Source organism: Polaromonas sp. C04, assembly GCF_002002705.1.
In the GTDB taxonomy this organism is placed as follows: Bacteria; Pseudomonadota; Gammaproteobacteria; order Burkholderiales; family Burkholderiaceae_C; genus Rhodoferax_A.
Window position 1 is genome coordinate 150,964 of sequence record NZ_MUNS01000025.1, and the last position, 21,548, is coordinate 172,511.

Consider the following 21,548-nt stretch of genomic DNA (forward strand, 5'->3'; position numbering starts at 1 on the left):
AGGGTCGGGAGCCAATCCCGAGGAGGTGGTAAAGCGAGATTATAGGCGTCTGCTACATTGCGGCCCATGAACGATCTTGCTGGTAAACATATTGTTTTGGGCCTGTCCGGCGGCATCGCCTGCTACAAGGCGGCCGAGTTGTGCCGCGCGCTGATCAAGGAGGGCGCGATCGTGCAGGTCGTGATGACCGAGGCGGCCGGGCAGTTCATTACCCCGGTGACGATGCAGGCGCTCAGCAACCGTCCCGTGTACGGCTCGCAGTGGGACGCGCGCGAGCCCAACAACATGCCGCATATCAACCTCTCGCGCGAGGCGGACGCGATTCTGATCGCCCCGTGCAGCGCCGACTTCATGGCCAAGCTGCTGCATGGCCGCGCCGACGATTTGCTGAGCCTGATGTGCCTGGCGCGCCCCGTCGCGCAGGTGCCGCTCCTGATCGCTCCCGCCATGAACCGCGAAATGTGGGCGCACCCGGCGACCCAGCGCAACCTGGCGCAACTGCAGGCTGATGGTGCGACGCTGCTGGGCGTGGGCAACGGCTTTCAGGCCTGCGGCGAGACGGGCGACGGCCGCATGCTGGAGCCCGCCGAACTGCTGGAAGACGTGATCGCGTTTTTCCAGCCCAAGCTGCTGGCCGGCCAGCAGGTGCTGGTTACGGCCGGTCCGACCTACGAGGCGATCGATCCGGTGCGCGGCATCACCAACCGCTCCAGCGGCAAGATGGGCTTTGCCATCGCGCGGGCCGCGCGCGAAGCCGGCGCCCAGGTCACGCTGGTGGCCGGGCCGGTGAGCCTGCCGACGCCACGCGGGGTCACGCGCGTGAATGTGAAATCTGCGCAAGATATGCTTGAAGCCGTGATGCAGCATGCGCCAACCGCTACTATATTTGTAGCGACCGCAGCTGTGGCCGACTGGCGGCCGGCCAGCGCGGCGGACCACAAGATCAAGAAGGACGGTACCGGCCAGTGTCCGCAGATGGGTTTCGTCGAAAACCCGGACATCCTGGCCAGTGTGGCCCGATCGCCGCGCGGCCGAAGCGGTGCGTTGTTCTGCGTGGGTTTTGCGGCCGAGAGCCACGACCTGCTGGCCCACGCCCAGGCCAAGCGCGCGCGCAAAGGGGTGCCGCTGCTGGTCGGCAACATCGGCCCGGCCACGTTTGGGCAGGACGACAATGCGCTGCTGCTGGTGGACGAGCACGGCGCGCAGGACATGCCGCGCGCGCCCAAACTTGTCCTTGCTCGTCAATTGATAGCAGAGATCGACCGCCGTACAAGGGCTGCGGCCTGATTTTTCACAAAACCCATGAACATCGACGTGAAAATCCTGGATCCGCGCATGACGGATCAGCTCCCCGCCTACGCCACGCCCGGCAGTGCCGGGCTGGACCTGCGCGCCTGCCTGGACGCGCCGCTCCTGCTCGCACCCAATGCCTGGCAGCTGGTGCCGACCGGCATCGCGATCCACCTGTGCGACCCGAACTTCGCGGCGCTGATCCTGCCGCGCTCGGGCCTGGGCCACAAGCATGGCATCGTGCTCGGCAACCTGGTCGGTTTGATCGACAGCGACTACCAGGGGCAACTCATGGTCAGCGCCTGGAATCGCAGCGACGTGGCCTTCACCATCGCGCCGATGGAGCGCATCGCGCAACTGGTGATCGTGCCGGTGGTGCAGGCGCGGTTCAAGGTGGTGAGCGAATTCCCGGCCAGCGTGCGCGGCGAGGGCGGGTACGGTTCCACCGGCAAGGCCTGAGGGCGGTGCATCCTACAAGCCGGCTTCCTGATTCCCTACAGGAATGCAGCGCCCTGCCTGATGGCGCAGGCGGGCTTCAGGATCTTCAATGAAGGCAGACGAGGTGGGTTTGCGGCAATACACAGGGTTTCGCCGCAGTTCACCGAATTTGATTTCATTCACCGGAGAGCCTTATGCGTCCATCTTTACGTCTTGCTGCCATTGTTTCCACCGCCGCGCTGCTGGGTAGCCTTGCCGCGTGCGGCTCGCCACCCATGAATACATCGGGGACTGCGTACCCGAGTTATCCGCCGTCCAACTATCCAGCCAGCAATTATCCCAACCCGAACTATCCCAACACGAATCCCAACACGAATTACCCCAACGCCAATTACCCGAGCAATGCTCCCAGCGCGTATGTTGTGTACGGGCGCGTGACGGGCATCGACGTTATCCGTACCGGCCAGCAAGGCCAGGGCATTGGTGCCGGGGCCATTGTCGGGGGCGTGGTGGGTGGCGTGCTCGGCAACCAGATCGGCAGTGGTACGGGACGTGGTCTGGCCACGGCGGCCGGCGTCGTGGGCGGTGCAGTGGTGGGCAACAGTATCGAGAACAGTCACACCGCCGCCACGCAGGAGATCTACCGCATGTCGGTCCAGACCGACAATGGAACGATGCGCCTTTCGACATGACGACGCTTGGTGACCTGCGCATCGGTGACCATGTGCGGATTGAAAACGGACAGGTCGTTCGGCTCTGAACGGGCGACCCCCAGACCACGCGCCAGGATTTAATGTAGCGTGGTGCCTCCAGGCGCCTGCGGCTGGACCTTGAAGAAGCCGGTGCCGCAGGAGCCGCGTCCGACTTCTTCCTCGGTCGCCTCGCGCACCGCCTCGACCTTCAGGCTCAGGCGCAGCGCAATGCCGGCCAGTGGATGGTTCCCATCGAGCACCACGTGCTCGGGATAGATTGCGGTCACGGTGTAGAGCGCGTCTTTCGGCGCATCGGGGTTGCTGCCGGACGGTAGCGCGCTGCCCTCGAACGTCATGCCTTCTTCCAGCTCTTGGGGGTACAGGCCGCGTGGCTCCAGAAAGATCATCTGGTCGTTGAAGTCGCCAAAGGCTTCTTCAGGCTCCAGGTGCAAATCCAGCCGGGCGCCCGGCTCGTGGCCCTGCAGCGCCTCCTCGATTTTGTGCAGCAGGTCGCTGCCGCCGACCAGAAACTCCACCGGCTCGTCCAGCACGTCCAATTCTTCGCCCAGCGTGTCCTTGAGCGTCCAGGTCAGCGCGACCACGCATTGTTGAGTAATTTCCATAGGAGAATTGTCGCAGTTATGGACATCACACAACCACTCGCCTTGCTCGGCGGATTGAGCCCGCAGCAGTTCATGAAGCGGCACTGGCAGAAAAAGCCCTTGCTGGTGCGCCAGGCTCTTGCGGGCATGGCCGGCTTTGCGGCCCTGCTGGATCGCGCCGCGCTGTTCGCGCTGGCCGGCGGCGATGACGTGGAGTCGCGTTTGGTCACCCAGGGCTCCAAGGGCTGGCGCATGCGCTCCGGCCCGTTCAGGCGCCGCGCCCTGCCGCCGCTGGGGCAGCCCGGCTGGACGCTGCTGGTGCAGGGCGTCGATCTGCACGTCGATGCCGCATACGAACTGTTGCAGCAGTTTCGTTTTGTGCCCGAGGCCCGGCTCGACGATTTGATGGTCAGCTACGCCGTGGATGGCGGCGGCGTCGGCCCGCACTTCGACAGCTACGACGTGTTCCTGCTGCAGGCCCACGGCCGGCGCCGCTGGCGCATCGGGCGCCAGCAGGACCTGACCCTGCAGGAGGGCGTGCCGCTCAAGGTCTTGGCCAACTTCGTGCCGGAGCAGGAGTTCGTGCTGGAGCCGGGCGACCTGCTGTATTTGCCGCCGCGCTATGCCCACGACGGTGTGGCGGTGGGCGAGTGCATGACGTACTCGATCGGGTTTCGCGCGCCCCAGCGCGGCGAGATCGCGCGTGAACTGCTGCAGCGCCTGGCAGAGGACGCGGATGAGGCGGCCGGCGATGCGCTGTACCGGGACGCTGACCAGCCTGCGGCGGATTCGCCCGGCCGCATTCCGGCAAAGCTGCAGGACTTCGCGCGGCACGCGCTGCAGGCTGCGCTCAAGAACCCGCTGGCGCTGCCGCGCGCCCTGGGCGAATACCTGACCGAGCCGAAGGCCAGCGTCTGGTTCGAGCCGGCTGGGGCGCCGCGCACGTTGCGGCGCGTGGCGCTTGACCGCCGCACGCGAATGATGTTTGATGACCATCATGTTTTTATCAATGGCGAGAGCTACCGCGCCGGCGGGCGCGATGCCACGCTGATGCGGCGGCTGGCCGATCATCGGCGCCTTGAAGCAGACGATCTGCTGCGAGCCAGCGAGGGTGCCTTGTCGCTGCTGGCGTCCTGGTACGAAGCCGGCTGGTTGCATGAGCCGCCGGGCCGTTCCCAAGGCGAACACCGCAGCGCGTAGCGCGCAGGTTGACTGATAGGGGCGGTGCGGCGCTTTAATGCTGGCGGAGGTGCTGTCATGACGATGAAACAGATCGGGACAACAGATGACGGAGATGAGGGGCCGGCCGATGCCGCAGCGGCACGTGTCAGCACCGCATCCGGCCTGCCCTCGGGCCGGTTTTCGGGGCGCAGCGAATTCGCGCAGATCGTGCGCGATGCGCTGGCCTGCGCCGCGCGCGAGGGCTGGCACGAAATCATCGTCAGCGACGCCAGCTTCGAAGACTGGCCGCTGGGCGAGCGAGCGCTCGCCGAGTCGCTGCAGGCATGGTCGAAAGCAGGGCGCAAATTCACCATGCTGGCCCGGCACTACGACGAAGTGAGCCGGCGTCACGCCCGCTTTGTGAGCTGGCGCCGGACCTGGGCGCACATTGTGGAATGCCGCCGTTGTGTGGTGGCCGATCCGCTGGAGCTGCCCAGCGCGATCTGGAGTCCGGTCTGGGCGCTGCGCCGGCTCGATCTGGAGCGCAGTACCGGCACCTGCGGCAGCGAGCCCGAGCGCCGCCTGCAGATCCGGGAGGCGCTGGGCGAGTGGCTGCGCAAGAGCACGCCGGGGTTTCCGGCTTCCACCCTGGGTCTTTAGCGCCCCCCGACGAGGACAAAGTGTTGCTTTTTTGGTATTCGGGTTTCCGATACTTGTAATTGCCAGCACTATAATGGCGGCCAGAGATGAAAGAGCTCGAGTGCTTTCCCTCGGTCAATGCAGTTTTTTTGCTGTGCTGACAATTTCCGGAAGTTGTTTTTCTCCATTTAAGGAATTTTCAAATGAATAAGTCTCTCGTTCTGGCCGCTGTGATTGCTGCCGCTGCCCTGGTTGCCTGCGGCAAAAAAGATGAAGCTCCGGCACCGGCCGAAGCGCCCGCTGCTGCTGCTCCCGCGGCCCCTGATGCTGCTGCTTCCGCTGCTGCCGGCGCTGCGAGCGACGCTGCTGGTGCTGCTACGACGGCCGCTGGTGCCGCTTCGACGGCTGCCGACGCCGCTTCGACGGCCGCTTCCGCTGCTGGTGCTGCTGCTGACGCAGTCAAAGATGCTGCTGGCGCTGTCAAAGACGCCGCTGGCGCCATGAAGAAGCCTTAAGTCCAAGTAATCGCTCTCCAGCGTTTCTTGAAAAGCCACCGCAAGGTGGCTTTTTTGTGGCTGGCACACACTCGCAGCAGCCGCGGCATGCTGCGCTTACACCTCGATCCAGGGGGTGCCATCGATCGCGTGGGCAGTGTCGATCTCCGGCGCTGTGCGCCCGAGGGCCGCCGCCAGTGCGGCGCGCACCAGCTCCGGACGGTTGTTTTGCTCGCTCAGGTGCGCCGCCACCACGCGGTTCAGCCCCGCATGCTGCACCGCCAGCGCAATGGCAGCTGCGTCGGCATTGGCCAGATGGCCGTGCGGGCCGCCCACCCGCTTTTTCAGGAAAACCGGATAGCCGGACGCCGCCAGCAACTCCGGGTCATGGTTGCACTCCAGCAGCAGCGCCTGACAGTGGCCGAGATGCGCGAGCACGTGTGTCGTGGAGTGCCCCAGATCGGTCAATACGCCGAGCTTTGAGGCGCCGTCCGAGCAGGTCAGCTGCAGCGGCTCGCGCGCGTCGTGCGGCACGGTGAACGGCATTACCTGCAGTCCCCCGAGGTCGATGGCCTGCGCATCGCGCGCCGTCTTGAAGAGGCCCTCGAAGTCGCACGGACCGAGGGCGGCATAGGTGCCCTGGCTCATCCACACCGGAATCCGCTCGCGCAGCGCCAGCTGGCGTGCGCAGCCGATGTGGTCGCCATGTTCGTGGGTGATGAAGATGGCGTCGAGCTGGCTGGCCGCCAAGCCCGCCCGACCGAGCCGGGCATCCAGATGCTTCAGGCCGAAGCCGCAGTCGATCAGCAGGCGGGTGACCTGGTTGCCGCTGCGTGCTTCAACCACCGTGGCGTTGCCCGAGCTGCCGCTGCCCAGACTCCTGAATCTCAACATGCCACGGGCAGGCTACTTGAGGTCGTCGGCAATGACCTTGACGATGCGCTGGGCGTTGGCCGAGCTCTCGGGCGCGCCGCTGGCGTTCAGCACCGACACGGTGGTCGCGTCGCCCTGGCTCTGCAGCGCAATGCGGTACTGCAACGGCGGCGTGGCCGCTTTCGAGCCGCTGAACAGCTTGCTGAAGAAGCCCGGCTCACTGTTGTCGGTAGTCGGGTCCACGTAGCGCACAAAGTACAGGCCCTTGCTGCGGTCCCGGTCTTCCACGGTGAAGCCGGTGCGGTCCAGCGTCAGGCCGACGCGGCGCCAGGCACGGTCGAAGCCCTCGTCCATCTGCACCACCGGCTGGTTGTTCAGCATGGCCACGCGTGCGGTCGGCTTGACGATCGCGGCCTCGGCAACCAGGGCCTTGGATTGCGCTTCCGAGGCGCCCAGCTTGAGCATCAGGCGGCGCAGGAACTCGGTCTCGAGTTCCGGGTCGGAGGGCCTGGGTTGCCATGTGGTCTGGGTTTTTTGCGTATCGGTGTAGACCTCGACCATGCCGCGGTGGCTGATGAAGATATCGGTGCCGCCCGCGCCGGTGCGCTCCAGCCGCGTGCGGAATTTGTCGCGCTGGCCGGTGTCATAAGCCGAATCGAACACCTTGCCGATGGTTCTGCGGATGATGTCCTGCGGAATCTTGGCACGGTTTTCGGCCCAGTCGGTTTCCATGATGCCGAGCTTGCGATCGTCCAGGGTCAGCAGAAAACCATTTTCCTGCCAGAAGTCGCGCACCGGTCCCCAGAGCTGATCGGCCGGACGGTTCACCACCAGCCAACGATCATTGCCGTCGCGCTCGATGTGCATGTCACCCAGTTTCGAGACAGCCGTGGTGGGCTCGGCAGGCGCAGCGGCCTGGGTGCTCTGGTAGCCGCTGGCGGTGACGGCGCCGCCGGGGACGACGTACCGGTTGTTGGGCGCCAACTGCGTCAAATCGGGAGGAACCTCCAGGCCGGCCGCCTTGGTGGCGCTCTTGTAGTCGATCTTGTCGCTCTGCAGCATCGAGCAGGCGCCCAGCGTCAGTGTCAGGCCCAGAAGTGCCAGTCGTCTTGCAAATTGATTCACGCGGTATTCCATTAAATTGTTGCGGTCGGTCAGAGCAGGCCGGCCGAGCGCAGCGCACCCTCGACCACGGCTTCGTTGGAGGGGGCGATGGGGGTCATGGGCAGGCGCAGGGTGCCCCCGCACAGACCCATGCGGGCCATGGCCCACTTCACAGGCATCGGGTTGGCTTCCACGAACAGGTGCTTGTGCACCGGCATCAGCTTGAACTGGATTTCCATGGCGCGCCGCGCATCGCCCGCGATGGCGGCCACGCACAGTTCGTGCATCAGGCGCGGCGCGATGTTCGCCGTGACGCTGATGTTGCCCTGGCCACCGCACAGCATCAGCGCGACCGCCGTCGGATCGTCGCCCGAATATACCGAAAAACCCTTGGGCACGTCGCGGATCAGCCACTGTGCGCGCTCGATGTTGCCCGTCGCTTCCTTGATGCCGACGATGCCCGGAACCTGTGCCAGCCGCAGCACGGTGTCGTGCGCCATATCGGCGACCGAGCGCCCGGGCACGTTGTACAGCACCATGGGCAGGTCCACGGCTTCGGCAATGGCCTTGAAGTGCCGGTACTGGCCTTCCTGGCCGGGCTTGTTGTAGTAGGGCACGACCTGCAAGTGGCAGTCGGCGCCGACCTCTTTGGCAAAGCGTGTGAGCTCGATGGCCTCGGAGGTCGAGTTGGCACCGCAGCCGGCCATGACGGGCACACGGCCTTTGGCCTGCTCGACGGCGACGCGGATGATTTCGCAGTGCTCCTGCACGTTGACCGTGGGCGACTCGCCGGTGGTGCCGACCACGCCGATGCAGTCGGTGCCCTCCGCGATGTGCCAGTCGATCAGTTTGCGCAGGGTGGGGTAGTCCACGCTGCCGTCTTCCTGCATCGGGGTCACGATGGCCACGGTGCTGCCGGTAATGGGTGTCATATCCGCAACTTGAAACGGTAAACCAGCATTCTAACTAGAGCATGTAACGCGTCGGGAGTTCCGCAGCGTGCTGCCTGACCGCCACGACGCGCTGCACGAAACGATCCGGACCTTGCAGGAATCCGTCCTCGAAAGCCACCACCCGCAGGCCCTCGCACGCGCGCCACAGTTCACCCGGCTGCAGCAAAAAATCGGGCCGCGACGGTTTGCCGACCGTCTCGTTGCCGGCGGCAAAGGTCTCATAGATCAGCACGCCGCCGGGCGCCACGCTCGCCACAATGGCGGGCAGCAGCGGGCGCCACAGGTAGTTGGTGACGATCACCGCGTCGAACGTGCGCACCTGCGTGCCGGCCGAAAACGGCCAGGGCCCGCTTTCAAGGTCCGCCAGCAGCGCTTCGGCCTGGCCCGCGGCGACCAGGTCTGCTATTGAATCGATAGCGTCCTGTGACCGATCCACGCCGGTCACGGGGTGATTTCGTTGTGCAAACCAGCGCAGATGGCGGCCGTGGCCGCAGGCCACATCCAGTACCGTGCCGCGCGCGGGCACCAGGTGCGACCAGCGCTGGATCCACGCGGAAGCGGCCGCGCTGCCGTGCGGGTCTGGGGTTGCTTTAGTGAGGTTTGACATTGTCTTTGAGCGCCGCCAGCGCCATGTTTTCCACCATGCCGGGCACCAGCAGTTTCATGAAGCGCCCGATCTTGCCCTTGCGGCTCATCACCACCTCGCGCCGGCGCTGCGCCATGCCGTCAAGGATCAGGCGCGCGCATTCCTCCACGCTCATCGCGTCGTCCTCTTTCAGGCCGCTGGCGCCTGCCGCCACGCCCGCCGCGTTGAAGCCGCGGTAGCGGGTCTGCGTCGCCACCACGCCGGGGTAGGCGGTGGTCACGCTCACCCCCCCGAGCTTGAGTTCGGCGCGCAGGGCCTCGAAAAAGCCGGTCATGGCGAACTTGGTCGCACTGTAGGCGGTGCGCCCGGGTACGCCGATCAGTCCGGCCAGCGAGGACACCGCCACGATGCTGCCGCGCGCGGCCTTGAGGTGCGGCAGCGCCGCGTGGGTGCACCAGACGCTGCCCCACAGGTTCACGCGCATCAGGTCCTCGTACCAACCCAGGTCCTGCGCCTTGACGTCCGCAAACAGCGCCTGGGCCGACATGCCGGCGTTGTTGATCAGCGCGTCGACGCGGCCGAATTTCTCCACCGTGGCGGCAATCAGCTGGCGGCACTGCGCCTGCTGTGACACGTCGGTTTTGACCACCAGCGTCTGCGCGCCATGCGCCGCGCACTGCCCGGCGACCTGCTGCAGCAGGGCTTCGTTGCGCGCGGCCAGCACCAGCGCTACCTGCGTGCCGTGCGTCTGCGCCAGCTGGCGCGCCATTTCGGCGCCAATGCCATCGGAGGCGCCCGTGAGGACGATCGTTTTCATGGGGTGTGGCGTGCTCGTATGGTGGACAGTGCTTTGCAAGGGGCGGTCATCGGGGGAATGTAACGAATTCGGCCTCGGGCGGCTGTCGCATCGGTCGTGGATTGCCTTTGGGCTGTATTTGTATCCAGTGGTTTGAGTGGCGGCGGACTACAATTCGCCGCTATGGCAACGAATTCTGCAGTCAACCCCCCCGAATATTCCGAAGGCTCGATCCGCGTTCTCAAGGGCCTGGAGCCCGTCAAGCAGCGCCCGGGCATGTACACCCGCACCGACAATCCGCTGCACGTGATCCAGGAAGTGCTGGACAACTCCGCCGACGAGGCGCTGGCCGGCCACGGCAAGAAGATCAGGGTCACGCTGCACCAGGACGGCTCGGTCAGTGTCGAGGACGACGGCCGCGGCATTCCGTTCGGCCTGCACCCCGAAGAAAAAGCACCCGTGATCGAGCTGGTGTTCACCCGGCTGCACGCCGGCGGCAAGTTCGACAAGGGCAGCGGCGGCGCCTACAGTTTCTCGGGCGGCCTGCACGGCGTGGGCGTCTCCGTGACCAATGCGCTGGCAAAGCGGCTGGAGGCCACGTCGTACCGCGACGGCACGGTGGCGGCGCTGGTGTTTGCGGGTGGCGATGTGGTGGAGCCCTTGACGCTGCGCCCGGCCGCCGAAGGTGACCGTAAATGCGGCACCAGCGTGCGCGTCTGGCCCGACGCCAAATACTTCGAGGCGGCCGCGCTGCCGATGCACGAGCTCACGCACCTGCTGCGCAGCAAGGCCGTGCTGATGCCGGGTGTGACCGTGACGCTGACCGTCGAGAAGACCCGCGAGGTGCAAACCTGGCTCTACAAGGGCGGCCTGCGCGATTACCTGATGCAGGAGTTGAACGCCGACCCGGTGATCCCGCTGTTCGAGGGCGAGGGCTTTGCCGATGCCGCGCACGACAGCTTTGCCGAAGGCGAGGGCGCGCAGTGGTGCGTGGCCTTCACCGAAGACGGCCAGCCGGTGCGCGAGAGCTACGTCAACCTGATTCCCACCAGCGCCGGGGGCACGCACGAGAGCGGCCTGCGCGACGGGCTGTTCACCGCCGTCAGGAGCTTTATCGAGCTGCACTCGCTTAGCCCGAAGGGCGTCAAGCTGCTGCCCGAGGACGTGTTTGCACGCGCCTCGTATGTGCTCTCGGCCAAGGTGCTGGACCCGCAGTTCCAGGGCCAGATCAAGGAACGCCTGAACTCGCGCGATGCGGTGCGTCTCGTCTCCAGCTTCGTGCGCCCCGCGCTGGAGCTCTGGCTCAACGAGCATGTGGACTACGGCAAGAAGCTGGCCGAGCTCGCCATCCGGGCCGCGCAGACGCGCCAGCGCGCCGGCCAGAAGGTGGAAAAGCGCAAGGGCTCGGGCGTGGCCGTGCTGCCCGGCAAGCTGACCGACTGCGAAAGCAGGGATCTGGCCTACAACGAGGTGTTTCTGGTGGAAGGCGACTCGGCCGGCGGCAGCGCCAAGATGGGCCGCGACAAGGAAAGCCAGGCGATTTTGCCGCTGCGCGGCAAGGTGCTCAACACCTGGGAGGTCGAGCGCGACCGGCTGTTTGCCAACACCGAAATCCACGACATCGCGGTGGCCATCGGCGTGGACCCGCATGGCCCCGCCGATACGCCCGATTTGAGCGGCCTGCGCTACGGCAAGATCTGCATCCTGTCGGACGCCGACGTCGATGGCTCGCACATCCAGGTGCTGTTGCTGACGCTGTTTTTCCGCCATTTCCCCAAGCTGATCGAAACCGGCCATGTGTTCGTGGCGCGCCCGCCGCTGTTCCGGGTCGATGCGCCCGCGCGCGGCAAGAAGCCCGCGTCCAAGGCCTATGCACTGGACGATGGCGAGCTGACCGCGATCCTGGACAAGCTGCGCAAGGAAGGCGTGCGCGAGTCCGCGTGGACCATCAGCCGCTTCAAGGGGCTCGGTGAAATGAACGCGGAGCAGCTGTGGGAAACCACGCTGAATCCGGACACGCGCCGCCTGCTGCCGGTGCAGCTCGGCACGCTGGACTTTTTGCAAACCGAAAATCTGATCACCAAACTCATGGGCAAGGGCGAGGCTGCGGCGCGGCGCGAACTCATGGAGCTGCACGGCGACGCCGTGGAAATTGATATCTGAACGCGACTCCTTTTTCAATGATCGACCAACCCACTCTCGACTTCCCCCAGGGCGAATCCGACGATTCGCTGAACCTTGCCACCTACGCCCAGCGCGCCTACCTTGAATACGCGCTGAGCGTGGTCAAGGGCCGGGCCCTCCCCGATGTGTGCGACGGGCAAAAGCCCGTGCAGCGGCGCATCCTGTATTCGATGTCGCGCATGGGCCTGGGCTTCTCGGGCAACAGCGGCGCCAAGCCGGTCAAGAGCGCGCGCGTGGTGGGCGACGTGCTGGGCCGCTTTCATCCGCACGGCGACCAGGCCGCGTACGACGCGCTGGTGCGCATGGCGCAGGATTTCAGCCAGCGCTACCCGCTGATCGACGGCCAGGGCAACTTCGGCAGTCGAGACGGCGACGGCGCCGCCGCGATGCGCTACACCGAGGCGCGGCTCGCCAAAATCACCAGCTTGCTGCTCGATGAAATCGACGAAGGCACGGTGGAGTTCATCCCGAACTACGACGGCTCTACGTCCGAGCCCACGCAGCTGCCCGCACGGCTGCCGTTCACGCTGCTCAATGGCGCCAGCGGCATCGCGGTCGGCCTGGCGACTGAAATTCCGAGCCACAACCTGCGCGAGATCGCCGATGCCTGCATGGCGCTGATCAAGACGCCCAAGCTCGCCGATGACGAGTTGTTCGCCCTGATCCCGGGCCCCGACTATCCCGGCGGCGGCCAGATCATCAGTGCGGCCTCCGACATCGCCGACGCCTACCGCAGCGGCCGCGGCTCGCTCAAGGTGCGCGCGCGCTGGAAGATCGAGGAACTGGCGCGCGGGCAGTGGCAGCTGGTCGTGACCGAGCTGCCCATCGGCGTCAGCACGCAGAAGGTGCTGGAAGAAATTGAAGAGCTGACCAACCCCAAGGTCAAGACCGGCAAGAAGGCCTTGTCGCTGGAGCAGACGCAGCTCAAGGCCAGCGTGCTGTCGGTGCTCGACGTGGTGCGCGATGAGTCGAGCAAGGACGCCGCCGTGCGCCTGGTGTTCGAGCCCAAGACCGGCCGCACCCCACAGCAGGAGCTGATCACCACGCTGCTGGCCCACACCAGCCTGGAGACCTCCTCGTCCATCAACCTCACCATGGTCGGGCTGGATGGCCGGCCGACCCAGAAGTCGCTGCGGCAGATGCTGCTGGAATGGATCGAGTTCCGCCAGAGCACCGTGCAGCGCCGCTCGCAGCATCGCCTGGACAAGGTGCTGGACCGCATCCACATTCTGGAGGGGCGCCAGACCGTGCTGCTCAACATCGACGAGGTGATCGCCATCATCCGTCGCTCGGACGAGCCCAAGTCCGCGCTGATCGAGCGCTTCAAACTCAGTGACCGGCAGGCCGAGGACATCCTGGAAATCCGCCTGCGCCAGCTGGCGCGGCTGGAGGCCATCAAGATCGAGCAGGAACTCAAGGAGTTGCGCGAAGAGCAGGGCAAGCTCGAAGAAATCCTGGGCAGCCCGGCCGCGCTGCGCCGCCTGATGGTCAAGGAAATCGAGCTGGATGCCAAGACCTTTGCCGACCCGCGCCGCACCCTGATCCAGGCCGAGAAAAAGGCCGTGGTGGAGGTGCGGGTGGTGGACGAGCCGGTCACCGTGGTGATCTCGCAAAAGGGCTGGGTGCGCGCGCGTTCCGGCCATGGCCATGAGGCGGCGAGCTTCGCCTTCAAGGCCGGCGACGGGCTGTACGGCACCTTCGAGTGCCGCACGGTCGACACGCTGCTGGCGTTCGGCAACAACGGCCGCGTCTATTCGGTGCCGGTCTCCCTGCTGCCCGGCGCACGCGGCGACGGCCAGCCCGTGACCACGCTGATCGAGCTCGAATCGGGCACCCAGGTGACGCATTACTTTGCCGGCCCTACAGAGGCCACCCTGCTGCTGAGCAGCACCGCGGGGTATGGCTTCCTGGCCACGGTGGAGCACATGAGCTCGCGCCTGCGCGCCGGCAAGACGTTCGTGACCTGCAACGCGGGCGAGTCGCTGTGCCGCCCGTCGCACGTCAGCGGCTCCTCGGGCGCTGCGCCGCTGGCGGCGGCAACGCATGTGGCCTGCGCGTCCACGGGCGGACGCATCCTGAGCTTCGAGATCAGCGAGCTCAAGACCATGAGCCACGGCGGGCGTGGCCTGATGCTGATCGATCTGGAGGCCAAGGACACGCTGGCGGGCGCGGCGGCCTACACCCGCAGCGTGCGCATCGAAGGCCTGGGCCGCGGCGGCAAGGAGCGCTCGGAAACGCTGGAGATTCGCTCGCTGAACAATGCGCGCGCCGCGCGCGGGCGCAAGGGCAAGGCCGCGGACCTGGGCTTCAAGCCCACCTCCATCCAGCGGGTTGAGTAGTCATAACATGCTGTAGCCCTTACCCATAGGGCGCTATCAGCTATCAACATGATAGTAGTCGAGGTTTCGCTGCCCCGACGTTTATGAGGCGGTAAGACGAACGGCCTTGGCCGGCAGAGCCGGGCGCGGACGCGACGATAGCTCCAGAGCGGATTCGGCGCCAATGCCTGTCATGCAAAGCAGGCGGATGACGATTTGATCGATGGCGCTGGAGGGCACTGCGTCGGTGGTGATTGCCAAACTGATGCCCACGATCGCATGCGCGGTTAGTCGCCAGACGATCTCTGCATTGGGAATCTGGAAGCGTCCCGCATCCGCGGCGCGCCTCAGGTCGCGTATCGCAAACGGCCCCATGCGTCTGAACAATGCGTCGGCGATGACTTCCGAACGATAGAGCATCTGCTTCCAGCGCACATCACTCGTGGCTGTTTCCAGGACGGTTCGAATGCCGAAGGCGTAAACCTGTGCGGGGTCTTCGAATGCCTTGGTGACCACTTCGATGCGCAAGGCGAGGTCATGCATCATGTGCTCGAGCACTGCGATCGCCAACTCATCCTTGGACTTGAAATAGTTGTAGACCGTTCCAGCGCCCACATCAGCGCGCTCGGCGATCTCCAGCATGGTGGCAGCATCGACGCCTTTTTCGGTCATCACCACGCTGGCCGCGCGAATCAAGGCCTCGCGGTTGCGGCGCTGCCGACGCGCCACGCGGCCTTCGGGTTCGGCCGGTTCGGCCAGTGAATTCGTAGACGTGTTGAGTGGCTCATTCATGACGATGAGTCTAATACGAATGTCGTCATGCTCGAACCCCGCCGGTTGGAAATCAATAGGACTTGTTAGCCAAGTCTCCCCATTGGCCGGCTTGACCTGTGCCGCCAGTCTTGCCGTCACCCGCATGGCGCCGACTTCTGCGATGTAAAAAATAACTGATCACATATGAGGGTAAACCATAACTGACGAACGTTCAGTTATGACTTAGACTTCAAAAAACGTGTCAGAGAGGCATTGATTCCTCTCCCAAACGCCTAGCGCCAAAGCTTGACGACTTTCACGACCCTTGAATACAGGAGATCCAAATGAGCGTTTTCACTACACCTGCCACCCAGGGCTTCGATGCTGACGTGGCTATCGTCGGCGGTGGGCCCGTGGGCACACTGCTCGCCATCCTGCTCGGCAAGTCCGGCAAACGGGTGACGCTGATCGAGCGTTGGAGCGGCGCCTACGACCGGCCCCGCGCCGTGACCTACGACCACGAAATCGCGCGCATCCTGGCGACGCTGGGCATTGACTCTGAAAACGACTCCGCGATCAACTACCACGACGAGCTGTACTACTGGAAAGACGCCCAGGGCGAGAACCTGCAGATCGTCGATTGGCAAAGCACCTCGGCCTCAGGCTGGCGCGTGCGTTACTGGTTCAATCAGCCAGAGTTGGAACGCCGCCTCACACGCATTGCCGACACGTTGCCCAACATCAAGCAGATGCGTGGCTGGCAAGGCATCGCGCTGGCGCACGATGCCGAGGGTGTGGAGCTCTCGCTCCAGCGCAATCCCGAGGAGGCCGGCCCGAACAGCGAGCGCCGGACGCTGCGCGCGAAGTTCGTGGTCGGGGCCGATGGCGCCAACAGCTTTGTGCGTGAGAGCCTGGGCATCGAGAACGAGGACAAAGGCTACTTCTTCGACTGGCTGATTCTCGACATGATTCCCAAGGGCGACTATGAAATGAAGCCCGCGCAGTGGCAGCTTTGCGACCACAAGCGCCCCACCACCATCGTGCCTGGCGGGCCAGGCCGGCGTCGCTGGGAATACATGGTGCTGCCAGGGGAGTCGGTCGATGAGATTCAAAAACCCGAGCGAGCCTGGGAACTGCTCAAGCCCTGGGGTCTGACTCCCGAGAACGCGGAGCTGGAACGCAGTGCCGTTTACCGATTTCAGGCGCGCTGGGCCAAGACCTGGAACAAGGGGCGTTGCGCCATTGCGGGCGATGCAGCCCACCTGATGCCCCCGTTTGCCGGCGAAGGCATGTGCGCCGGATTGCGCGACGCGCTGGCACTGGGCTGGCGCCTCAACTTGATTCTCGATGGCAAGAGTGGCCCCGAACTGCTCGACAGCTACACCACCGAGCGGCTGGAGCACGTCAAGCATTACATCAACTTTAGCCAGGAGCTGGGCAAGATCATCTGCATCTCGGACGAGCAGGAAGCGGCCGAACGCGATGCCCGCATGAAGGCCGACCTGGCCGCGCGCAACAACAAACCCGTGCCGACCGATGTCTGCCAACTGGGCCATGGGGTCTGGTGTGCTGACTCCGCCCATGCAGGCGAACTGTCGGTGCAAGGGGTGGTCGAGGCCGGCGGCAAGCGCGACCGTTTCGATCAGGCGGTGGGGCGTGGCTGGGTGCTCATTGGCTTGAACGCCGACCCTGCGGCTGCGCTGACCCCAGCGCAGCGGGAGCAACTGGCGCTGCTGGACGGCATGGCGGTGAGGATCGGCGCGCCTGGCACAGTGTGCGATGCCGTTGACGTCGAGGGCACTTATGCGAAGTGGATGGATGCCATCGACGCGAAATACGTGTTGTTGCGTCCTGACTTCTACGTGGCGGCCACGGCGAGCAGTCCGGAGAAACTTCAGCAGCGTTTCGGGACGGTCATGTCGCAGCTCCATCTTCACGCAATCCGCGAAGAGGCTGTGGCCTGATTCTGGAGACACCCCATGACTGCACCGTTCGCTTACGACGTTAATCCGGCCCGCATCGTGTTCGGGCCCGGGACTCTGGCCCGGGTGGCCGACGAGGTCAGGCGGCTGGGCGCCCGCCGGGCGCTCGTGTTGTCCACGCCGTTCCAGCAGGCCGACGCAGAGGCATTGGCCAGGCAACTCGGGACGCTGGCCGCCGGCGTATTCGCCAAGGCCGCGATGCACACACCGGTCGCGGTGACGAAAGAGGCGATGCTCGCGTTCCAGGGCGTTGACGCCGATTGTGTTGTCGCGCTGGGCGGTGGATCGACCATTGGCCTGGGCAAGGCCATTGCGTACCGCAACGACACGCCCCAGATCGTGGTGGCCACGACCTACGCGGGGTCCGAAGTCACGCCTATCCTCGGCCAGACCGAAGACGGCATCAAAACCACAGTGCGCGATCCGAAGATCCTGCCCGAGGTGGTGATCTACGATCCCAATCTGACCCTGGGCCTGCCCGTTGCCATGAGCGTCACGAGCGGGCTGAACGCCATGGCGCATGCGGTCGAGGCGCTCTACGCGCAGGACCGGAACCCGATCTCATCCATGCTGGCGGTCGAAGGCGTGCGTGCGCTGCGCGCTGCGCTGCCGATGATCGTTGGCAACCCGAAGGACGTCACGGCGCGCGGCGACGCGCTCTACGGATCGTGGCTTTGCGGTACGGTGCTCGGCACGGTCGGCATGGCGCTGCATCACAAGCTCTGCCACACGCTCGGCGGGAGCTTCGACCTGCCGCACGCAGAGACCCATGCGATCTTGCTGCCCCATTCGGCGGCCTACAACGCGCAAGCTGCAGCCAACGAGTTGCAACCCTTGGCCGATCTGTTTGGCGGCGCCATCGGCAGCGGCCTTTACGACTTTGCCAAGTCGCTTGGCGCGCCGCTGGCCCTCAAGGACCTGGGCCTGCAGGAGGCGCAGCTGGATGCCGCCGCCGACCTGGCCGTGAAAAACCCCTACTGGAACCCGCGGCCCGTCGAACGCGACGCCGTGCGCTCTCTGCTGCAGCGCGCCTGGGAAGGCGCAAGGCCGCAGTAACCAAGATCACCCAACCAACCAGGAGAAGAGACCATGTTCACCAGAAGACAATTGCTTGAAACCGGTGTGGCTGCGGCCACAAGCTCGCTTGCGATCCCCGCGTTTGCACAAAAGCGCCCGATCAAGATCGGCTACATCAGCCCGCAATCGGGGCCGCTGAGCGCTTTCTCGCAGGCCGACAAGTACATGATCGCGCAGTTCCAGAAGGCCGCCCTGGCCAAGGGGCTGAACGTCCAGGTGCTGGTCAAGGACAGCCAATCGAACCCCAACCGGGCCGCCGACGTCGCACGCGAGCTGATCTTGCGCGACAAGGTGAACCTGATCCTTGTTGCTTCGACGCCGGAGACGACAAACCCGGTCTGCACCGTCGCCGAGGCCGAACAAGTGCCGGTCATCTCGTCGGTGGCGCCATGGCAGTCTTGGTACGTCGGCCAGCAGGGCAATCCCGACAACCCGTCGTCATGGACCAGTTTCAATTACGTTTACCACTTCTTCTGGGGCCTGGAAGACAACGTGGCGGTGTTTCTGAACATGTGGAACAGCGTCAAGACCAACAAGAGCCTGGGTGCGCTCTGGCCCAATGACGGCGACGGCAATGCGTGGGCCAGCAACTATGGCTTGCCGCCGGCGGCCAAGAAAGCGGGCTACAAGCTGACCGATCCGGGGCGTTACCAGGACCTGACCGACGACTTCTCGGCCCAGATCAACGCTTTCAAGAAGAACGACGTCGAGATATTCACCGGCATTCCGATTCCGCCGGACTTCACGACCTTCTGGACCCAGGCCAGCCAGCAGGGTTTCAAGCCCAAACTGGTGTCCATCGCCAAGGCGCTGCTGTTCCCCGAAAGCGTGGCTGCGCTGGGTAAGCTCGGCCACAACCTGACTTGCGAGGTTTACTGGACGCCGACGTTTCCGTTCCATTCTTCGCTGACGGGCGAAAGCTGTGCCGACCTGGCCGCGGGCTTCTCCAAGGCAGCTGGCCGTCAGTGGACCCAGCCGGTGGGATACACCCACGCCCTGTTCGAGCTGGCCGCCGACGTGCTCAAGCGCGCTGGCGATCCCACAAATCGTGACGCCGTGGCAAAGGCCATCGCCAGCACCTCGCTCGATACGGTGGTGGGCAACATCCGCTGGGGCAAGGACAACGTGCCAGCGTATGCGCGCAAGAACGTGGCCAAGACACCACTGCTCGGTGGCCAATGGCGGCGCCAGGCCAATGGCAGCTTCGATCTGGTCATCGTGGAAAACGGCAATGCCCCGAACATCCCGCTCGGCGGCAAGCTCGAAACCCTGCGCTGACCGGCACGTATGAACGAGTCAGAGGCCGATGTGCCTATCCTCAGCCTGAAGTCCGTGTCCAGGTCGTTTGGCGCGCTCAAGGTGTCGGACGACGTGAGCTTCGACGTGGCGCCGGGCGAGGCGCTGGGCATCATCGGTCCCAACGGTGCCGGCAAGTCCACGCTCTTCAACCTGATCGCGGGCAACCTGCGTCCGGATGCGGGAACGGTATTGTTCGAGGGCGTCGATGTCACGCACCAGTCAACGATGCAGCGCTGTGTCTCGGGTGTCGGGCGGTCGTTTCAGATCCCGCAGCCCTTCGGGCACCTGAGTGTCTATGAAAACCTGCTGGTGGCGGCGCAGTTCGGCGGCGGGTGGCGCGGACGGGAAGCCGCAGGGCACTGCGTGGACATCCTGGGCCGCACCGGGCTGGAGGATGTGTCCGACAAGCCGGCCGGAGGACTGTCGCTGCTCAAGCGCAAACGGCTGGAACTGGCCCGCGCCATGGCGACTTCGCCCCGGCTGATCCTGCTCGACGAAATTGCAGGCGGGTTGACCGAGGCGGAGTGCGGCGAACTCATCGTCACGATCAAGGCCATCCATGCGAGCGGGACGGCCATCATCTGGATTGAACATGTTCTGCACGCGCTGAACTCGGTCGTGGAGCGCCTGATGGTTCTTAACTTCGGCAAGGTGCTCATGATCGGCGAACCCGGCGCGGTCATGGCCTCGCCCGAGGTGCGCGAGATCTATCTGGGGATTGAAGTATGAACAACACAAAAGCCCTGCTTCAGACGCATAACCTGACAGCGTTCTACGGCGACTTCCAGGCACTGTTCGGGGTCGACCTGACACTGCACAAGGGCGAGACGGTGGCCATCATCGGCGCCAACGGTGCAGGCAAGACGACACTCATGCGGGCCATCACCGGCATCGTGCCGACTCCGCCGGACGCCATCACGCTGCACGGCGAAGCCATCGGCGCGCTGTCGGCCCCGGACGTGCTGGCGCGCGGAGTGGCGATGGTGCCGGAGGGTCGCAAGTTGTTTTCGTCGCTCAGTGTTGAGGAAAACCTGTTGATCGGTGCGCACGTCCGTCGTGGCAACGAACACTGGACCCTCGGTGCCATCTATGACCTCTTCCCTGTCTTGAGGGAGCGCCGGTACAACTCCGCGACCGCGCTGTCGGGCGGGCAGCAACAGATGGTGGCGATTGGTCGGGCGCTCATGTCCAATCCCGAGGTGCTGCTGTGCGACGAGATCAGCCTGGGGCTGGCGCCGCTGGTCATCCGCGACATTTATGCCGCCGTGCCCAAGATCAAGACGGCTGGCGCGTCGATCATCGTGGTGGAGCAGGACATCGGTCAGGCGCTGCGGGTCGCCGACCGCGTCTATTGCATGATGGAAGGACGGGTGACGCTGGAAGGCACGCCCGAGAGCCTGTCGCGCGAAGCCATCCACGACGCGTACTTCGGGGTGAGCGCATGATCTGGCTCGACACCATCGTGCAGGGCATCCTGCTGGGCGGGCTGTACGCCCTGTTTGCCGCCGGCTTGAGCCTGGTCTTCGGCGTCATGCGACTGGTCAACCTGGCCCATGGCGACCTTATCGTGCTGGCGGCCTATCTGGTCCTCGTGATCATGACTGCGCTGGGGCTGCATCCCTTCGTGGCCGTGCTGATTGCCGCGCCGATCATGTTCGCGGTCGGCTGGCTGCTTCAGACTTACGTGCTCAACCGCGTGCTGGGCGAGGACATCCTGCCGCCGCTGCTCGTCACCTTCGGCCTGTCGGTCGTGATCCAGAATGGGCTGCTGGAAGTCTTCTCAGCGGACACCCAGAAGTTGACCGCCGGGCCGATCGAGGTTGCGTCGCTGTCACTTGGACCGATTGCGGTCGGCATCGTGCCGCTGATGACGCTCGCGACCGCCGTGATCGTGATCTTCCTGCTCAACCAGATCTTCTACAAGACCGCTTTGGGCCGGGCGTTTCGGGCCACCTCCGACGATGCTGTGACGGCTGGGCTGATGGGCATCCACCCGAAGCGGGTGTTCGCCATGGCCACCGGGATCGCCATGGTCGTGGCAACCATCGCGGCGCTTTACCTGGGCACGCGGGCGAATTTCGATCCCTCGATCGGCCCGGCGCGCCTCATCTATGCCTTCGAGGCAGTGATCATCGGCGGGCTCGGGAGTCTGTGGGGAACCTTGATTGGCGGCATGGTCATCGGCGTGGCGCAGACGCTGGGTGCCGCGGTCAGTCCGGATTGGCAGATTCTTGCCGGACACCTGGCCTTTGTGGTGGTCCTCCTTGTACGCCCGCGCGGGCTATTTCCCCGCGCCAATGATTGAGC

The 21,548-nt window shown here is 65.0% G+C and carries 21 protein-coding genes; 14 read left to right on the forward strand and 7 right to left on the reverse strand.

Annotated features, from left to right (window positions below; translation table 11 throughout):
* Positions 1–66 precede the first annotated feature (66 nt).
* From coaBC to B0E49_RS07065, 3 genes are all read left to right on the forward strand, one after another.
* Positions 67–1,287 (forward strand): bifunctional phosphopantothenoylcysteine decarboxylase/phosphopantothenate--cysteine ligase CoaBC, encoded by a 1,221-nt coding sequence (gene coaBC, locus B0E49_RS07055; RefSeq protein WP_077561475.1) that lies wholly within the window; start codon positions 67–69, stop codon positions 1,285–1,287.
* A gap of 15 nt (positions 1,288–1,302) precedes the next feature.
* Positions 1,303–1,749, forward strand: coding sequence for a dUTP diphosphatase (gene dut / locus B0E49_RS07060; RefSeq protein ID WP_077561476.1), 447 nt, complete (start codon positions 1,303–1,305; stop codon positions 1,747–1,749).
* A 173-nt stretch (positions 1,750–1,922) separates the two neighbouring features.
* The gene (locus tag B0E49_RS07065; protein ID WP_286137861.1) at positions 1,923–2,420 is read left to right on the forward strand and encodes a glycine zipper 2TM domain-containing protein; all 498 of its coding nucleotides are present in this window, start codon (positions 1,923–1,925) and stop codon (positions 2,418–2,420) included.
* A 98-nt stretch (positions 2,421–2,518) separates the two neighbouring features.
* Here the strand turns inward: B0E49_RS07065 and B0E49_RS07070 are convergent, their stop codons facing one another.
* Entirely contained in the window at positions 2,519–3,043 is a 525-nt protein-coding gene (locus B0E49_RS07070) for an FKBP-type peptidyl-prolyl cis-trans isomerase (RefSeq protein ID WP_077561477.1), read from the reverse strand.
* Between the two features lie 18 nt (positions 3,044–3,061).
* Between B0E49_RS07070 and B0E49_RS07075 the strand changes: the two genes are divergently transcribed.
* The 3 genes from B0E49_RS07075 to B0E49_RS07085 all read left to right on the forward strand — a co-directional run bounded on the left by B0E49_RS07075 (position 3,062) and on the right by B0E49_RS07085 (position 5,326).
* Positions 3,062–4,222 carry a cupin domain-containing protein gene (locus B0E49_RS07075; protein ID WP_077561478.1) on the forward strand — a complete coding sequence of 387 codons (1,161 nt, stop codon included), beginning with the start codon at positions 3,062–3,064 and terminating at the stop codon, positions 4,220–4,222.
* Positions 4,223–4,279: 57 nt separating this feature from the next.
* On the forward strand, positions 4,280–4,843 hold the full coding sequence (locus B0E49_RS07080) for a hypothetical protein (protein WP_286137862.1): 564 nt from the start codon (positions 4,280–4,282) through the stop codon (positions 4,841–4,843).
* 213 nt (positions 4,844–5,056) lie between these two features.
* Positions 5,057–5,326, forward strand: coding sequence for a hypothetical protein (locus B0E49_RS07085; RefSeq protein ID WP_174571076.1), 270 nt, complete (start codon positions 5,057–5,059; stop codon positions 5,324–5,326).
* 107 nt (positions 5,327–5,433) lie between these two features.
* Here B0E49_RS07085 and B0E49_RS07090 read toward each other — a convergent pair whose 3' ends face one another.
* From B0E49_RS07090 to B0E49_RS07110, 5 genes are read right to left on the reverse strand one after another with little or no spacing between them, the layout of a single operon-like run.
* Entirely contained in the window at positions 5,434–6,210 is a 777-nt protein-coding gene (locus tag B0E49_RS07090) for an MBL fold metallo-hydrolase (protein WP_077561480.1), read from the reverse strand.
* A 12-nt stretch (positions 6,211–6,222) separates the two neighbouring features.
* A complete protein-coding gene (gene bamC, locus B0E49_RS07095) occupies positions 6,223–7,326 on the reverse strand; it encodes an NlpB/DapX family lipoprotein (protein WP_077561481.1) in 1,104 nt (367 codons plus the stop codon).
* 17 nt (positions 7,327–7,343) lie between these two features.
* The gene (dapA, locus tag B0E49_RS07100) at positions 7,344–8,225 is read right to left on the reverse strand and encodes a 4-hydroxy-tetrahydrodipicolinate synthase (protein WP_077561482.1); all 882 of its coding nucleotides are present in this window, start codon (positions 8,223–8,225) and stop codon (positions 7,344–7,346) included.
* 34 nt (positions 8,226–8,259) lie between these two features.
* Positions 8,260–8,853 carry a class I SAM-dependent methyltransferase gene (locus B0E49_RS07105; RefSeq protein WP_144264475.1) on the reverse strand — a complete coding sequence of 198 codons (594 nt, stop codon included), beginning with the start codon at positions 8,851–8,853 and terminating at the stop codon, positions 8,260–8,262.
* Positions 8,837–9,649 carry an SDR family oxidoreductase gene (locus B0E49_RS07110; RefSeq protein ID WP_077561483.1) on the reverse strand — a complete coding sequence of 271 codons (813 nt, stop codon included), beginning with the start codon at positions 9,647–9,649 and terminating at the stop codon, positions 8,837–8,839. The genes B0E49_RS07105 and B0E49_RS07110 overlap by 17 nt, the downstream gene beginning before the upstream one ends.
* A gap of 162 nt (positions 9,650–9,811) precedes the next feature.
* Between B0E49_RS07110 and B0E49_RS07115 the strand changes: the two genes are divergently transcribed.
* Together B0E49_RS07115 and parC are read left to right on the forward strand one after the other, a co-directional pair.
* Complete coding sequence (locus B0E49_RS07115; protein ID WP_077561484.1) at positions 9,812–11,791, forward strand: DNA topoisomerase IV subunit B; 1,980 nt, start codon at positions 9,812–9,814, stop codon at positions 11,789–11,791.
* A 17-nt stretch (positions 11,792–11,808) separates the two neighbouring features.
* Positions 11,809–14,151, forward strand: coding sequence for a DNA topoisomerase IV subunit A (parC, locus tag B0E49_RS07120; RefSeq protein WP_077561485.1), 2,343 nt, complete (start codon positions 11,809–11,811; stop codon positions 14,149–14,151).
* Positions 14,152–14,232: 81 nt separating this feature from the next.
* Here parC and B0E49_RS07125 read toward each other — a convergent pair whose 3' ends face one another.
* Complete coding sequence (locus tag B0E49_RS07125; protein ID WP_217349221.1) at positions 14,233–15,048, reverse strand: TetR/AcrR family transcriptional regulator; 816 nt, start codon at positions 15,046–15,048, stop codon at positions 14,233–14,235.
* 179 nt (positions 15,049–15,227) lie between these two features.
* Between B0E49_RS07125 and mhpA the strand changes: the two genes are divergently transcribed.
* Genes mhpA through B0E49_RS07155 form a run of 6 tightly spaced genes read left to right on the forward strand, consistent with a single transcriptional unit; the run spans position 15,228 to position 21,546 of the window.
* The gene (gene mhpA / locus B0E49_RS07130; RefSeq protein WP_077561486.1) at positions 15,228–16,847 is read left to right on the forward strand and encodes a bifunctional 3-(3-hydroxy-phenyl)propionate/3-hydroxycinnamic acid hydroxylase MhpA; all 1,620 of its coding nucleotides are present in this window, start codon (positions 15,228–15,230) and stop codon (positions 16,845–16,847) included.
* 15 nt (positions 16,848–16,862) lie between these two features.
* The gene (locus tag B0E49_RS07135; protein ID WP_077561487.1) at positions 16,863–17,921 is read left to right on the forward strand and encodes a maleylacetate reductase; all 1,059 of its coding nucleotides are present in this window, start codon (positions 16,863–16,865) and stop codon (positions 17,919–17,921) included.
* Positions 17,922–17,954: 33 nt separating this feature from the next.
* Positions 17,955–19,220, forward strand: a complete 1,266-nt coding sequence (locus tag B0E49_RS07140) for an ABC transporter substrate-binding protein (RefSeq protein ID WP_077561488.1) — start codon at positions 17,955–17,957, stop codon at positions 19,218–19,220.
* Between the two features lie 9 nt (positions 19,221–19,229).
* Entirely contained in the window at positions 19,230–19,970 is a 741-nt protein-coding gene (locus B0E49_RS07145) for an ABC transporter ATP-binding protein (RefSeq protein ID WP_174571077.1), read from the forward strand.
* Entirely contained in the window at positions 19,967–20,686 is a 720-nt protein-coding gene (locus B0E49_RS07150) for an ABC transporter ATP-binding protein (protein WP_077561489.1), read from the forward strand. The genes B0E49_RS07145 and B0E49_RS07150 overlap by 4 nt, the downstream gene beginning before the upstream one ends.
* Positions 20,683–21,546, forward strand: a complete 864-nt coding sequence (locus B0E49_RS07155; RefSeq protein ID WP_077561490.1) for a branched-chain amino acid ABC transporter permease — start codon at positions 20,683–20,685, stop codon at positions 21,544–21,546. Before B0E49_RS07150 ends, B0E49_RS07155 begins: the two co-directional genes overlap by 4 nt.
* The last annotated feature ends 2 nt before the right edge of the window (positions 21,547–21,548 follow it).

Coding starts and splice junctions, on each gene's coding strand:
- coaBC (WP_077561475.1), top strand. CDS start 67: ATGAACGATCTTGCTGGTAAACATATTGTTTTGGGCCTGTCCGGCGGC.
- dut (WP_077561476.1), top strand. CDS start 1,303: ATGAACATCGACGTGAAAATCCTGGATCCGCGCATGACGGATCAGCTC.
- B0E49_RS07065 (WP_286137861.1), top strand. CDS start 1,923: ATGCGTCCATCTTTACGTCTTGCTGCCATTGTTTCCACCGCCGCGCTG.
- B0E49_RS07070 (WP_077561477.1), bottom strand. CDS start 3,043: ATGGAAATTACTCAACAATGCGTGGTCGCGCTGACCTGGACGCTCAAG.
- B0E49_RS07075 (WP_077561478.1), top strand. CDS start 3,062: ATGGACATCACACAACCACTCGCCTTGCTCGGCGGATTGAGCCCGCAG.
- B0E49_RS07080 (WP_286137862.1), top strand. CDS start 4,280: ATGACGATGAAACAGATCGGGACAACAGATGACGGAGATGAGGGGCCG.
- B0E49_RS07090 (WP_077561480.1), bottom strand. CDS start 6,210: ATGTTGAGATTCAGGAGTCTGGGCAGCGGCAGCTCGGGCAACGCCACG.
- bamC (WP_077561481.1), bottom strand. CDS start 7,326: ATGGAATACCGCGTGAATCAATTTGCAAGACGACTGGCACTTCTGGGC.
- dapA (WP_077561482.1), bottom strand. CDS start 8,225: ATGACACCCATTACCGGCAGCACCGTGGCCATCGTGACCCCGATGCAG.
- B0E49_RS07105 (WP_144264475.1), bottom strand. CDS start 8,853: ATGTCAAACCTCACTAAAGCAACCCCAGACCCGCACGGCAGCGCGGCC.
- B0E49_RS07110 (WP_077561483.1), bottom strand. CDS start 9,649: ATGAAAACGATCGTCCTCACGGGCGCCTCCGATGGCATTGGCGCCGAA.
- B0E49_RS07115 (WP_077561484.1), top strand. CDS start 9,812: ATGGCAACGAATTCTGCAGTCAACCCCCCCGAATATTCCGAAGGCTCG.
- parC (WP_077561485.1), top strand. CDS start 11,809: ATGATCGACCAACCCACTCTCGACTTCCCCCAGGGCGAATCCGACGAT.
- B0E49_RS07125 (WP_217349221.1), bottom strand. CDS start 15,048: ATGCGGGTGACGGCAAGACTGGCGGCACAGGTCAAGCCGGCCAATGGG.
- mhpA (WP_077561486.1), top strand. CDS start 15,228: ATGAGCGTTTTCACTACACCTGCCACCCAGGGCTTCGATGCTGACGTG.
- B0E49_RS07135 (WP_077561487.1), top strand. CDS start 16,863: ATGACTGCACCGTTCGCTTACGACGTTAATCCGGCCCGCATCGTGTTC.
- B0E49_RS07140 (WP_077561488.1), top strand. CDS start 17,955: ATGTTCACCAGAAGACAATTGCTTGAAACCGGTGTGGCTGCGGCCACA.
- B0E49_RS07145 (WP_174571077.1), top strand. CDS start 19,230: ATGAACGAGTCAGAGGCCGATGTGCCTATCCTCAGCCTGAAGTCCGTG.
- B0E49_RS07150 (WP_077561489.1), top strand. CDS start 19,967: ATGAACAACACAAAAGCCCTGCTTCAGACGCATAACCTGACAGCGTTC.
- B0E49_RS07155 (WP_077561490.1), top strand. CDS start 20,683: ATGATCTGGCTCGACACCATCGTGCAGGGCATCCTGCTGGGCGGGCTG.